This is a genomic window from Gimesia alba (assembly GCF_007744675.1).
In the GTDB taxonomy this organism is placed as follows: domain Bacteria; phylum Planctomycetota; class Planctomycetia; order Planctomycetales; family Planctomycetaceae; genus Gimesia; species Gimesia alba.
Genome location: NZ_CP036269.1, coordinates 3922276 through 3939280 on the forward strand (window position 1 = coordinate 3922276; position 17005 = coordinate 3939280).

The 17005-nt window shown below is 50.9% G+C and carries 1 protein-coding gene; it reads left to right on the forward strand.

Annotated features, from left to right (window positions below; translation table 11 throughout):
• The first annotated feature begins 297 nt into the window (after positions 1-297).
• Positions 298-16974, forward strand: a complete 16677-nt coding sequence (locus tag Pan241w_RS14730; RefSeq protein ID WP_145217132.1) for a cadherin domain-containing protein — start codon at positions 298-300, stop codon at positions 16972-16974.
• Positions 16975-17005: the final 31 nt, after the last annotated feature.

Consider the following 17005-nt stretch of genomic DNA (forward strand, 5'->3'; position numbering starts at 1 on the left):
AGAACGGGTATGACGTTTGTGTAACCGCAAGCTTTACATTTTTAGCAGATGTTTGTCCCACGTTAAAAATGATTGACATACCTTTTAGAGAGCAAGGATAATATGGAGGGATTTTCAGCAAGACTGCTCCTGTACCATTATGTATACCGGTTTGATGGTCGTGGATCGTTTGAAAGGGTGTCGGTACGTAGTCATCCCATTGCAATGCCTTCATGCGTTTTGCTGCACAAGAGTCGTCCTATATTTTATGCCATTTGAAGTTTGAGCATATCAAGAAACTCGAAGGAGCTTCTCAACGTGAGATTATTAAAATGGCTGAATCAATGCTTCGGCAAAACAGACTCATCGCCTAATCTTAAGTACAAAAACTTTCGAGAAGACAGCAATGCGAGCCTGGAATTGATTCGATTGGAAGATCGAATTGTGCTCAACGTCAGTGCCGCTATCGGTGGCACTTCCAGTGATGTGCTCCAACTCAACCTCGATGCAGCTAACGATGAAGCGACTGTCTCTGTCGTAGACAGTGGTGCCACAATTCAAGTCGATGACGGGCTGGGCTTGCCCGGCAGCATATTACAGTTTGATGCCAGCCAGATCTCATCAATTCTAGTCACTGGTACTGATCCTTCCCAAACCGTCCAGTTTCTTGGTCAGCAGGATTTGGTCATTAACGGACCTGTCGACCTCACCGGTTTTTCAGGTGACGTCAATATCGGGATCGAACTTCAAATCGGCGTGGGAGAGCCTCCGCAATTCAATCCGGCCTCTACAGTGACCTATCTGGGGCAATTCGAACTGACGGGGGATCAGCTCAATGTGGTACTGCCCAATGAGCTGAATGCCGATGATGCTTTTGTGATTCAGATCAATGGTCCTAACCTCGAAATTCTAGATCCCGATCGTGCCAATCCCCTGCTCTTTTCGGCTCCTGCAGCAGGTCTGAATTCAATCCATGTCACCGGTGCCGATGGAGAAACGGATCTCCTGACGCTAAATTACGCAACGCCTGGCTTAAACGATATTGCTATTTCATTTGAAGGCGGTAGTGGTGGCAATGACGCTCTCGAATTTACGAATGGCACTTTTGACACTCTGACGCATAACTTAACCGGACCGGGAACGGGATCGATTGATTTCAGCGGCAATGGTACAACGGAAATCAGCTATACCGGTCTAGAACCCGTGTTGGGTGGGACCAGTACGGCCAACAACGTCGTCATCAATCTCCCCACATCAACTTTTGATGCCGTTCTGGAAAATTCAACAATTCCAGGAGAAATGCAAATCCGTAGCCTGAGTGCCGCATTTGAGTTCACCACGTTTGCTGCCCCCACGGATTCGCTTACCATCAACACATCCGGCGGCAACTCAGTGGTTGCCCTGGATTCGTTCGACGTCGCGTTTGCTCCCACAGATTTAATCATCAGCGGAAAACCGGGAGACACCTACCAGTTGACTGGAAATGATCTGTTAGCAGATTCGGTCTCGTTGACGTTATCCGGAGGCGCGACACTCGATCTGAGGACGTTTAACGAAACGATCAACGGATTTGTCCTCGAAGACGGCACCGTAATCGCTACCAGCGGCGTTCTCTCTGCCCAGTCTGATCTGGATCTACGCTCGGGCGCAGTCAAAGCCCAATTGAACGGTAACAACTTAATCAAAAATGGTATGGGCACCGTCATTCTCGACGCGGCCAATGGTTATACAGGCCAGACCATCATTAATGATGGTCTCTTGCAACTCGCACAGTCCTTCGCCATTCCCAATACGTCCAGTGTCGAGTTAGCATCCGTCACCAGCGTGCTCGACCTGAATGGCTTTGAAGCTTCGCTCACTTCACTCACTGGGACCGGCAAGGTACTTTTAGGTGCCGCGACTGGCATGCTTGATGTGAACCAGGCCACCGCTACGTCATCCACTTTCGCAGGCAGCATCAGCGGCGATGGTAGCCTGACCAAATCAGGAGCCGGTGAGTTTACGCTCTCCGGAAACAGTTCCTTCACTGGTTCGACGACGGTTCAAGGCGGTTTACTTGAAGTAGAAGGAACACTCAAAACATCAGACGTAATCGTTTCCAATGGAGCGACGCTTGGGGGCTCTGGTAATATTGATGCCCCAGTGACCATTAATGCCGGTGGCGTTCTGAGCCCGGGTTCGAGCCCCGGAATCCTCAGTACAGGAAATCTGACATTCGCAGCCGGTTCAACCCTGAACGTCGAAATTGACGGCACCATAGCAGGGACCGAGTACGACCAGATTCAAGTTGCCGGCACTGTTGATCTCACCGGAGCCACACTCAATCTGATCAGTACATTTACCGCCGCTGCCGGCGATGAATTCCTGTTGATCGATAACGATGATGTCGACGCCATCGCTGGTACATTCGCTGGACTCGCAGAAGGTACACTGCTGACGTTCAATGGCAACCAGGTTTATATCACCTATCAGGGAGGCGACGGCAATGATGTCGCTTTAACTGTCAACACTCCCCCTGCTGCAGCTAACCAGAACTTCAATGTCGATGAAAATACTGTTGATACGACGTCTGTGGGAATGATCGTTTCAACAGACCCTGACGTTCCCGCAGACAGCTTGACTTTCAGCGTTACTGGTGGAACCGGACAAACCGCCTTCAACGTCAGTGCATCCGGGGAAATTACTGTCGTCGATCAGAATCAACTCGACTACGAAGCTACGACTTCCTTCGACCTGGACATACTGGTCACCGATAGTGCAGGTGCCACGGACACAGCCACGATTACCATCAACCTGAATCCAGTGAATGACAACGCTCCCATCGTCAACAATCAAATTCGTAATGTGGATGAAAACACGCTGGACGGAACGAACGTTGGATTGGCTATCATCGCAACCGACGCCGATCTTCCCAATGATCTGCTCACATTTTCCGAAACAGGTGGAACTGGTGCAGCTGCCTTCGACATCGATTCCAGTGGCCAGATTACTGTCGCTGACCAGAGCCTATTGGACTATGAAACAACAGCGTCCTTCACTCTGGATGTCCTTGTTACCGATGGCGCCGGAGCCACAGATACGGCGACGATTACCATCAACCTGAATCCAGTGAATGACAACGCTCCCATCGTCAACAATCAAATTCGTAATGTGGATGAAAACACGCTGAACGGAACGAACGCTGGATTGGCTATCATCGCAACCGACGCTGATCTCCCCAATGATCTGCTCACATTTTCCGAAACAGGTGGAACTGGTGCAGCTGCCTTCGACATCGATTCCAGTGGCCAGATTACTGTCGCTGACCAGAGCCTATTGGACTACGAAACAACAGCGTCCTTCACTCTGGATGTCCTTGTTACCGATGGTGCCGGAGCCACAGATACGGCGACGATTACCATCAACCTCAACCCGTTAAACGATAACGCACCAGTTGTCGCGAATCAGACTCGCGACATTGATGAAAACGCTTTGAATGGTACATCCGTCGGTGTTGCCATCGTCGCCTCCGATGCCGACGAACCGGGTGACACACTGACCTTCACCGAAACCGGCGGAACCGGAACAGCCGCCTTCGACATCACCTCAGGTGGACAGATCGTCGTCGCAGATCAGAGCCTGCTCAACTTCGAAACCAATCCGACCTACACCTTAGATATCCTTGTCGACGACAACGCCGGCAGTACCACCGCAGCAACCATCACCATCAATCTCAATGACCTTATCGAAACGCTGTTTGTTGATGCAGGAGACTGGTCGGTCAACGACATCACCATCGTCAGAGATGGAACGCAACTCCGTGTACTTGAAACAGGGACCATGAATGAAATTGTTCCCTCGCACAATTTTGCCAGTGTTTCCAGTGTTTCAATTACTGGAAACGGCTTAGATAACACACTGAGACTCGACTCGAGTGGCGGTAGTTATATTCCAGCTGGCGGCATCAGTTTCGACGGCGGTGCAGGAACAAACACACTGCTTGCAGCGAATCAAACCAATGACTGGTTAATTGACGGCGCAAACGCGGGCAGCCTTCTTTCGGGAACAGTCACGTTCACAAATGTAGAAAACCTGACCGGAGGCAGCGATGTCGACACATTTACGATCACCGGCTCACAAGCCTTAAATCTACTGGGAGGATTGGGCAACGACATCTTCCTGTTCAGCAGTGACGCTTCTCTATTGAGCGGAACCATTGATGGTCAGGGAGGTTCCGACCATCTCGATCTAACAAACTATACGACGAATCTAGCAGTTACCTTAACCGCCATCGGCAGTACGGATGGTTTTGAAGGAACTGAGTCAGCTAAATCCGTCACTTTTACAAATATCGATCAACTAACTGGTGGTTCAGGTATCAACTCACTAACTGGCATCGACAGCGTCGCCAGCTGGACCCTCAACGGGGCCAATACATACCAAAGCACAAACTCGCTCGGATTCAGCAATTTTGTGAACCTCAATGGGGGAAGTGACGCTGACACGTTTGATGTTACACCTGATTCAGAAGCATTCCAGATCACAGGCGGCAATCCTACTTCGAACCCGGGGGGAGACACGCTCAACGTAGACACCTCGGCAGCCGGGACCGCACTGGTTTCCAACGGCAGCAACGGTTCGGGCAGTGTCACAGGAACTTTTCCTACAATTAGCTACAGCGAAATCGAAAACTTCGCCATATCGGGTGTCGTCGATATTCAACTGGAAGGAACAACCGGCGACGATGTCATCGAAGTTCTTGTTGTCGGTCCCAACATCGAATATCGTCTGGGAGGAACGCTGATCGGCACCAGTTCGCTGACTGACACCAATAGTATTACGGTCAATGCCGGCAATGGAGACGATAGTTTGACCGTCGATAGTGCCCTCGCCGCAGAAGGCATTGCTGTTGACTATGACGGCGAAGGGAACAACTCCACAAACCCGGGAGATGTATTGAACCTGCTGGGGACAACAACTTCTGTCGAATATTATTTCACAGACAGCAGTTCCGGTTCCATTCGCATCGACGGCGCGATGAGTGACTTCATCACCTATACAGGCCTGGAACCAATCACATCAACGATCAACGCAGTAGATGTCACTCTTTATTACAGTGGTGTTGCTGAAACGATTTCCATCACTGATGCGGGCGGCGGCCAGACCATGATTACCTCCACCGCCGGTGAAACACTGACATTCACGAACCCCACCGGCATCGTCACCATCAATACCGGTGATGGCGCTGACGTGATCAATCTCAATTCACTGGCGACCAGTTTTACGGCATCCCTGGTGATTAATGGCGACGGTGACGTAGATACCCTGAATTCCAACGGTAGCATTTCTCTGGATACTGGGAAGATGCTGGAATGGAACATTGAGACGATCAACGTCGCCAATAGCATTACCCTGACTGCAGCAGGGATCGCATTTAATGCAAACGAAGTGAATCTGGATGGCGATCTTGTTTCCACGAACGTATCGGGCAATGCGACGGCAGTGAATGTCCTCGGTTCGGCTGGCGGTGCCGATATTCAGGACGCCGTTGACGTTGCCGGGACCGGCGGCATCATTAATGTTGCAGCGGGAAACTACCTCAACACAGGGACTCTCGACATTGATGAATCCGTTTCGATTCTGGGAGCAGGCAAAGAGGTCGTCGAAATTCGCAAATCGGGGGCACCGACAAACAACTTTGACATTGCCGTTAATATTTCTGCCAGTGACGTGAGCATTGCCGGCGCCCAACTCGGCTGGGAGACGCACTCTTCCACCACCGATTACCAGGGCTATGTCGTCTACACAACAGCCGACAACACCACTCTAAATAACCTGTTGTTTGGTGATAATTATCGCAGCGCCGTCGTTTTTGAAGGTGCCAACAATCTCGAAGTGTCTGATTCGATCTTTGAAGGAAAATTCGGTCGAGCCGCCATCCGAGACGGAGACGGCGGTAGTGGCGAAAATTTCCTGATCACCCGCAATGAATTCCGCGCCGACCATTTCCGCTGGGGGCCGATCGCCATTGGTCCGCAAGGCACATTCGGCGATCCTAACAATTTCGCTTTCAGTGGTGAGGTTTCCTATAACTATTTTGGCAACGGTCTTGAAGCAGGCTCGTTCCAGGAAGCCGGCGATCAGAATTATACGGTTACGATTACGAATGGCGGTATGACTGCCGACGGGTTGGATATCATCCACAACACCTTCGACTGGCAGGATTCCTCTACAACCAACGGCAACGGCATCTATGCCCAGCCTGGTGGCGTTTACTTTGATCCATCGCTCTCTGTGGCTGTAGGTACTGTTAATATCACCGACAATATTTTCAACGGCTTTAGCTACGAAGGTCCTCAGCCGACGACAGAACCACTCTGGAATCCAACCGGTGGTGTCTTTGGTGGAGCACTAGAATTTGATGGTGTCGACGACTTTGGTTTGTTCCAGGATGCTAACTTCGATGTCGGCGAATCCGGCACACTCAGTTTCTGGGTGAATATGGATGATCAAGGACGCCGCAATCAGTTCTTTGAAGGCCCGAATAATGGCGGCATGGAATTTCAATACCGCACCAACGGCGGCGGTCAGTTTTTCGGCAGCCCGAACCGAAATGACGGCAACGGAAACACCTATGTTATCCAAGACGGCTCTGCTGGCGGCACAACCGGCGTCTGGCAAAACATTCAATATACGTGGGATTTCAATGGTGGCGTGAATCCCGAAATGCATCTGTATATCGACGGCGTCGAAGTCGGCTACCTCAGCTCCACTTACGATTCTGATCTCTCACAGTGGACCGCGACGGTCAGCACCGTAAATGAGCTGATGAATGTTGGCCGCGATCCTGGAAGCGGTCGTTTCTTTGATGGATTGATGGACGATGTGGGCTGGTTTGATCAGGCTCTGAACCAAACCGACCTGGATACGATTCGAACAACGGGCGTCGCGACTCTGTCCGCTGATGCCCGCCTCGTTGCCCACTGGGACTTCGATCAGACTGCCGGTGATATAGCCATCGACAACGTCAACGGCATTCAGATGTTCCTTGCTACAGACGGCATCGTCCCCTTCGGTCCGGAATTTCAGACAACAGCCGGTCAGTTCGGCGGCGCGCTGGAATTCGATGGTCTCGATGATTTCGCCACTTTCCAAGATGCGAGTTTTGATGTCGGCCGCAAAGGGACATTGAATTTCTGGGTTAACATGGATGATGTCGGCAGACGGAACCAGTTCTTCGAAGGCCCGGATAACGGTGGCCTGGAATTCCAGTATCGTACCAACGGTGGTGGACAGTTCTATGGTCGAACGCAAGATGGTGCCGACTTCACAATTCAGCAGGGTGGCCAGGCCGGCGTTGCGGGAATCTGGACCAACATCCAATATACGTGGGACGCCGACACCGGCGAAATGCACATCTACATTAATGGTTCCGAGGAACCCTATCTTTCCTCGTTTGATGAAAACCTGGCTGGCTTCGACAGTACTCACTTTACTGATACGATCAATGGCTTGATGAACGTCGGACGCGATCCGGGTGATGCAGGACGTTATTTTGACGGGCTGATGGATGACATCGGCTGGTTTAACGATGTCTTAAGCGTCTCCGAGCGGGCTGACATCATGAACAATGGTGTCGCCGCCCTGGCAGGCGATACTCGCCTTGTCGCACACTGGGATCTGGATGATGCAGCAGGTACTACCATCGTCTCAGGCGACAGTGGCACCAATATTACCCTCTATCTACAGGCGGAACCTCCTCTGCCCCCTATTGAAGGCTTTGGCGTCATCGCACCGCTAAATGCAAACGTCACATACAATGCCTTTAATGGTAACGATCTCGATTCCAATGTGACCTTAAACTCGACCAATGTCTTCGGCGACCCGTTGTTCGCTTATGCCAACGATCCTCTGTTTGTCAGTACCGACTCTCTGGAAGAACAGTTCACAATCGGCTTCGGTTCTTCGGCCGCCTACACTTCATCTGAGTTCGCCAGCGACACGAACACGACAACGCCGCATATTGGAGCATACCAAAATCCCCCTACTCTGTATCCGGGTCTGTATGGTACCGGTGATATCGTCATCTTTGGAACCGGCGAAGACGACCAGCTAGAATTGACTCTCACTGGTGAAGACACAGCCACGTTTGTACTGACGCGCGATATCGGCGGCCTCGGTGAGACGATTCTCGGGACTGTCGCCATCACTGACGTCACCTCAATCACCTTCAATGGACTGGGTGGCGATGATGTCTTGATTATCAACCAACCCGACAACCTGTTCTTTAATGCGGAAAATGGAATCATCTTTAACGGTGGTTCACAGAACAACGACGGTAATTCTCTGGGAATTGCGGGTATTGACGGCGATACACTGGTCATCAATCACAGTACGCCGCTCGAAGCCGACTCTGTCGCTTACGTCTTTACCCCCGACAGTGTTACCGCCGAAGGGGAAGACGGCATCATTACAATTTCCGATGCCACCCTAAGTGACGGTTCAACCACGATCACGTTTACTGGTCTGGAACCAATCATCGACAACCTGCTTGTCGCTAACCGTATTTTTGATTTCACGGACGCCACTGAAACAATCTCCCTCTCAGACGATGGCGTTGCCGGCGATAATTATTCGTATATTGACTCCACACTCAGCGAATCAGTGCTCTTCCTCGATCCGACGAGTTCGATCACGATTCGTACTGACAGTGCAGGAACACCAACAGGCATCGATACGATTCTGATTGACAGTCTCGACAGTTCCTTCAACGCCAGCTTGACAATCCTGGCCGGCAGCGATGATAGCGTCACCTTTCAGTCAGCAACAAACCTGGTCACAGGAGACCTGTTTGTCACCGCAGAAACCGTTGACATTCTGGCCAACATCGATGCGGCCTCGGTTGAGATCAGCTCTTCCGGCGTCACCAGCACCACATTCAACGGGGGAACGGTAACAACCACCGGTTCTCAACTCTATCACGATGCGGTCAACTTTGTCACAAATTCGACACTCACCAGCACTGGTGGAAGCAATATTGAATTCGAATCAACCATTGATGGTGCCATCGATCTGATCATTGACACGATCGGCAATACCATTTTGGGAGGTGCTGTTGGTACGTCAGCACCTCTGACCAGTCTGATAACCACTGCCGGCGGTACTACTCAAATCAATGGCGGCAGTATCAATACGACGGGTGCTCAGATTTTTAATGACGATGTCACTCTGGGAATGAATACCATTCTCACAAGTTCCGGTAGCGGGGCCATTACATTTGACCAGACGTTAAACGGTGCATTTTCACTCGGTCTTAACACGGATGGCACAACCAACTTTAATGGCTTCGTGGGTAATACAGATGCTTTAACCGGTCTTGCCACTGACGCCAACGGGTCTACTAACATTAATGGTGGCAGTATCGCAACGACTGGATCGCAAATATTTAACAATGCAGTTCTGCTTGGGGCAGATGCGACTCTCAGTAGTGCTGCGAGCGGCGATATCGCATTCATGTCCACTTTGAATGGGACTTTTGCTCTGAACGTCAACACAGGCGGAACAACCCTGTTTAACAATCAGGTGGGAAATACTGCAGAACTGACCAGCCTGACCACTGATACTACTGGAACCACCCAGATCAATGGTGGCAGCGTCACGACTTCCGGAAGTCAGACATTCCATGATGCAGTTTCTCTGGGGGTAACAACGTCCTTTTCGGCCACCACAGCAGGTGATATCACTTTTGACTCAACACTGACTGGTGGCGCTGGTATTTTGATTACAGTCAAAGCAACCAACGATGTCGTATTCAACGATGCAGTCTCCACCGACGGCAATGTGACCGTCCAGGCGGACTCTGACACCTCGGGTGCCGGTGATTTCACTATGCTATCCGGCTCCAGCCTGGATGCCGGCACGGGAACAATTAACATTGATGGTGCCAACGTTACCGCGCGTTCTTTAAGTACAACCAATGGTTCTGCAACCTCTGTCACTATTGACGCGAATAACGGGGACGTGACCACCAGTGATACCGGCGTGAATTCACTCGGTGATGTTACGATCAACGCCACGGGAACCATCACCCTTGAAGATGGCGGTATCAATACCGGCGAAGGGGGAAGTGTTCTCGTTCAGGCACAAAGTGATGTCTTATCCACCGGCACTGGAATCGATACTACGCTGGGTGCAGCCTCTGGTGGTACGATTACGATCACATCCAATCTGGGCAAAGTCGATATTTCAAACGGCAGCCTGCTTACGGGCGATGGGGGAAATATTGATATTGATTCCCTTACCGAATTCACTGCCGTAAACAGCAGTTTCAACACAACCTCAGGCACTGGTGGCGGTAAAGTAGACATCAACACGTCCGCTGGCAGCAGTTCTATTACCGATGGCGGAATCAGTGTCAACGGCGCGGGAACCATCCTGGTAGTAGCGAAAGGCGTCACTTCGGACGTCCTGATTTCTTCAGAACTTACCAGCTTGGACGGCAGTATCACAGTTCTGGCTGACAATGATATTACACTAACATCTACGGCAAAGATCATCAGTCAGGCCAGCGGTTCCATCACGTTAACAGCAGACAATGACGGTTCCAGCGCGGGCAGTATCACCATGGATTCCGGCAGCACCGTCGAATCACAGGGCGGACTCGTTCAACTCTCAGCTTACGACAATATTGCTGTCTCTTCCATCACGACCACCGGCGGTCGTGTCGATCTTACATCCACCAATGGTAGTATCACAGACAATGACATAACGCCGGCCAAAAATGTGACCGCAAATCAGTTGGTCATTAATGCCAACATGGGAATCGGACAACTGGCGGATGCCATCGACACCTCCATTTCGTTTCTGGAAGCCGACGCTGGCACGGGCGGACTCTTCCTGGACAACATGGGCGACCTGACTGTTGGTGGTATTACAGCTCAGGTCGGTCTCGATGCCGACCTGGAGATCCTGGTAAATGTCATGGGGACGCTCGACATTACTGAAAACGTCCAATCGACGACTGGCTCCGTCACGTTTGACGCCACTGACACACTAACTGTCGATCTTGCAACAACAATTACCACTTTCGGCACCGGTGCCCTGCTGCTCACATCCACTCGAAATATTAAACTTAACAGTGGAAGCAACCTGAAAACGGTTAATGGCGGCATCACACTTCTTGCCAATAATGGCGGCATCACGACTGGTGATTTCACTGGTATCGAAGCCGACAACGCAGGTATTCAGACTTCGGGAACCGGAAATATTTCGATCACGGGCTTTGGTGGAACAGATGCCCTGACAGGCAGTCATCATGGCGTATACCTGCATTCCGGCACCACGGTCATTTCAACTGATACGGGAGTCTCGGCCGGTACCATTACCATCAATGGCACGGGTGGGACAGGACTGGATACAAACCAGGGCGTCCTGATTGAAGGGGCATCGACCAATGTGACTTCCACCGATGGGAACATCGAGATCACAGCTGACGCCAGTGCCGGCGCTGGTTTCCAACTGCTTGATCAGGCAACGATTCTTTCCAATGGAACCGGTGCCAACGCAGCCACAATTACCATTAACGGTACGACCACATCCGACCATACTGGAGTCACGATTCAAAGTCTGGTGCAATCAACAGACGGAAGTATTTCAGTCACGGGAGCATCAACTGGCGGTGGTTCTGCTTCAACAGGAACATCAATTCAAACATCCGCCGGACAAATGATCTCCACCAACGGCGATATTTCGATCAATGGTACCTCAAACGGCGATGATGGAATCGAAATCTCGAACATGTCTGATGTCTCTGCTTCCGGCACTGGTAACATCGAACTGATCGGTGAATCCACTGGTTCGGGTAGTGGAATTAACTTGGACACAACCATCAAGAGTCAGACCGGAACCGTCAGCCTCACAGCGGAAGATGACATTCTGCTGGGAAGCGTCGCGCTGATCGACTCGACTTCAGGAACAATCACTTTAACCGCTGACAATGCGGCAGGAAATAACGGTGATTCAATCACAATGACCGATGGGTCTTTGATTGATGCCGGAACCGGTGACATTGGCCTCACAGCTGATGGCGATGTCCTTTCAGGTGGCCTGCTGACAACAGGTACCGTCAACATTGATTCTCTTTCAGCTTCCATCAGTGATAACGGCGACAGTCATACAGACATTGTGGCTACGACGGCTGTTCTCAATGCCGTCACCGGGATCGGTGATGGAAATCCACTGGAAACAGAAATCAGCACGCTCTCTGCCACGGTATCCGGCATTGGCGGCCTCTTCATAGAGAACACGGGGGTCGTTGAACTGCTTGATCTCTCCTCTTTTGATGGTGAAATCAGCGTCAACGCCACAGGCAGCATCACGGCAACCTCCGTTGTCTCGACAAACAACTCAGCCAACGATGATCACGATATCACTTTAACAGCAACGGGCACCAGCAGTGATATTCTAGTGACCACAATTACGACCGTCGGGAATGCAGATGTCATACTGACTGCGGACGACGGTATTCTCGATACCAATGGAGCTGATACGAATCGGATTACCGCTGACAATTTAATGCTAACATCCAGCAGTGCTGATGGGACTCAGGATGGAATCGATGTTGACACCGATGTCAACTCACTCACCGCTAACGTGAATACAAACGCCGGCGGAATTCACATTGATGAAGTGGACGGCATTACCCTTTCGCAACTGATGACTTTCGATGGTTTTATTACCGTTAATGCTGCCGGAACTATTGAAGTCCTCGACGTCAATTCCACGAACAACTCCGCTTCCGATATCAACAACGGTATCACACTGACTGCAACCGGCGCTGATAGTGACATCATTGTCACAACATTAACAGCCCAGAACACCGCCGACATCACTTTGAATTCAGATCGTGATGTACTCGATTCTGACAGCACCGACATGAATATCACGACCGGCGATCAATTGACGATTGTTGCCGGACGTAATATCGGTGGCATCACCAGTATCTTTACCGAAGCTGGTTTTGATCCACTGCAGACAACCGTAAATCATCTCGACCTGACCAGTGATAACATCATCGCCATCCACAATACAGGTACCTCGCCTGAATTGATCAATCTGGACGCAGGCACGGGCTCAGTGGGAACCACATTCATCAAAGCAACAGGTGGCGCACTGGATGCCTCACTCACAACGGGAATTCACAATACACAGGACACCATCGGTTTTGTTTCCGATGTTTCGATCACCGTACCGACCGGATTGCAAACAGCAAACCTGCGTCTGGATGCGCCTGATATCATCGATGCTGGCGGTGGAGACCTTGATATTAACGCCGTTGATGCAATTCTGTTCCAGTCCATGTCTGCAGAAACCGTTACGATCACAGCACAGCAGTTTGATGGTACCGCTACTGGCAGTGATTTTAATATTACCAACGACTCCCCTGCCCTGGAACTCGTCGACCTGAATACCGATTCGATGGCTTTGACCGGAGGCACAGACACAAATATCTCGCTGACATCAGCCGGTAGTGTGACTGTTACGAATCTGGTCCAGACATTAGGAACCGGTACTCTATTCATCGAAACGACAAACACCGACGCCGACCTGATTCTGAATCAGAACATCCAAAGCGAGACGGGCAGTGTTACGATTGAAACCGCCGATGACATTGTCTTTAATGGTTCGAGCCACCTGATCAGCACTTCTGGTGATGTTAAACTGACTGCAGATGCCGACAATGGCGCCGGTGGACTGTTTGGCGGGATCACAATGGCCGATGGCACAGTCATCAATGCCGGTGATGGTGCAGTCACTCTGACAGCAACAGATGACATTACTATTGGTCAGATCATCACAACTAACGCCACCGACTTCGCGATTCACCTGGAAACCGAAGGTAGTGTAACCGACGCCGGAGACAACGCCGGCGAAGACCTGATCGCCAATGCATCCGGCGCCCGCGTCACGATCATCGCTGCTCTGGGAGCCGGTAAGGTCGCTGATTTGAATGGGGAAATCGAAACACAGGTCGACCAGATCAATATCACCAACCAGACCTCAGGCGAGATCCGGATCATTGAAACAGACGCCGTGGTAATTCACGATATTCTACAGACCACGGCGGGTGACATTCATGTTTTCGCAGGCGGCAATATTCTGTTGTCCGGTCTGATTGAAACAGCCACCGACCATGTCTTGCTCGACTCCCAAGCTGCAATCACTGATCAAAACGATGGTGTTCCGGGGCAGCTCAATATTAATGCGATGAGCCTGGATCTGAACGCAGTTACCGGAATCGGCGTGGGAGACACACTCGAACTAAGTGTTGACTCTTTCTCAGCTGACACCACCGACGGCGACATCCTTCTTCACAATACCGCCAGTAATTCTGTCATCGCCACCAGTATTACCACCGGAACCGGTAATATCGCGCTGGCACAGATTGGCGACGAAGCATTAACCATCGACCTGGCAACCACTCAGGATGGAACCATTACCATCTCCAACGAAGGAGATGCGCAATCCGATATTCTAGAGCTGACCTCAATCTCGGCTGGAGGCGCGACTCCGGAAATCAATGTCTCAACCATTAACTTCGGAAACATTCTGCTCGGAGATCTCGCCGCATTGGATGGAGTCATCTCCATCGTTTCAGCAGGAGAAATCAATGACGCGTTCAACGATCAGATGACTCCGGAGATCGATCTGAACGCCGCTTCCGGTTCGATCATGCTGCAGGCAGTTAACGGAATCGGTAATAATCAAGCGGTCGAACTGGCCAGCGGAACCCTTTCCATTGATTCCGGGACAGGCAACATTGACGTTTCCAACACAGCTTCAGCGGCAACAGGCTCTGTTCGGATCACACTACTGACCACAGGCAGCGGCTCAATTGACTATTCACAAATCGGTGGAGAAGATGCCGCCTTCGAAGAAATCACCACAACAGATTCTGACATCACCATTCAGTCAGATGGTGCAGCTCTGTTTGAAAATCCTGGTGCATTGACGAATGTTGTTTCTACCGGCGGTGCAGGTACGATTCAAGTGATGGCTACCGGCGTGAATTCATCGATTGAAATCAATGACGGCTTCAGCACAGCTGGTGGCACCATTGATCTGACCGCACAAAACAGCCTGATTTTTGGTGGCAACGGTGATATCAACTCATCGAATGGGAAAATCACACTTCTCGCCGACTCGGCCTCGATGGGAGCTGGCGGTGGTGGCATCACCATGTCGGACGGCACAGTCTTTGATGCTGGAACTGGAACTCTCGATTTGCAAGCTGGCGATGATATTACCATCGGCCAGTTATTTACCACCACGTTCACCAGACTTACCAGCACCGACGGAGGCGTCGTAGATGCCGGTGATACGGGGGGAAGAGACATCACATCTGACGAACTCGTCATCCGCTCTGCAGGCGGTGCTGGTTCTGCGGATTCACTGGAAACAGCGGTTTCGCTGCTTGCCGCATTGAATACGGATTCCGGCAGCATTCAAATCGCCAATGATCTGGGAGGTGCCCTGTTAACCATTGGCACCGTCGACGGCATTGCTGGTATCACGAACTCAGCGGGAGTCGCCGGAGACATCATCATTACGAACGCCAGCCCATTGACTGTTGACGCCGCCGTTATTAACAGTTCGGGGGGTAACATTGGACTGGAGTCAACGGGACCTGGCGACTTAATCTTGAATGCATCGGTTCGTGCCTTCGGAGGAAACGGAAATATTAACGTCGAAGCGGGAGACGGGATTCTCGACATCAATGATACAGGAGCTGCTTCCGATCATAGTGTCGCAGGCACAGGCGTATTCTCGGGACATGGTACGAGTGGCGTTTTAGTCGACACGAATGCGACACTGACGTCCGAAACCGGCGCTATCGCAGGTGTGCCTCCACTATTGCAGAATATATTAACACCGCAAATATCGGCCACAGGAGATGCAACCGTGACTGGCGACTTCGGTCGTTTTTCAGAGCAGAATTTCTTCATCACCATTGACTGGGGTGATGGAACCGTGGAGACATTTAATTTTGCCGATCCGGGATCATTTGTATTTGAGCATACCTATGTCGCGAACCCGAATGTACAAAACCCGGCAGCAGATATTCCCATCCTGGTAACGATGCAGGGAGACTTGCAATTCACCTTTTCTGACGGAAGTGGCAGCCTGGACTTCACCAGTGAAGCCGGAGTACTGGAAACCCCGGGGGAAGGATTGGCCAACGTCGCCATCGACACGACTCCCCAGGTTCCACAGCTACTGTTCCCCGAAACAGAAGTCATCCTGGATGCCACATCGAATCAGCAGAGTATCTTTACGACAAAGGACACCCTGTCACTTGAATCGGCGATCGAAGAAGCCAATAAAAATGTCGAACGTCTGGTATTTCTGAGGATTTTAGCTCCCAATGGAAATGTCATCGAAGATGTACCGCTTGACGAATCGGATCTGGATAACCTACCCCAGTTATTCAAGACACTGCCTGATGGTCGCTACCAGATCTACTTGAAAGAAGCTGGGGAAGAACGAATCCGACTGCTGATGGACGTTGATATCCGTAACGGCAAGGCCAGCGATGTCACAGAGGAGCAGGCAAACCCTCCCACATCAAACGACGTGCAGAACACCACGGAACAAAACAACACTACCTTGCTAGAGGAGAGTGAAGATTCCGATTCTCTGACAACGGTCATTCTCACAGAATCGGGTATCAAAGAATTTTCATTGGAACCGGTTCTTTCGGAAGAATATCTGATTCACAGCCCATCGGAATTCCCTCCGAATATAACCGAAAATACAAAAATACTTAAGAATTCCAGCAGGGAATCAGACGCCTCTCTGGAACAAGCATGGAGCAGTGCCACATTACTTTCGGGCTATTTCCATGGAAAATCACTACTCAAAAAACCGGTTTCGGCTGAGGAATGTGAATCAGCAATGGAAAAATATGGCAATCGTCTGCTGAATCGCCATTACAATCTTTACCGAAAAAACCAATAAGCTGCCCTACCCGGGCCGCATTCATGATATA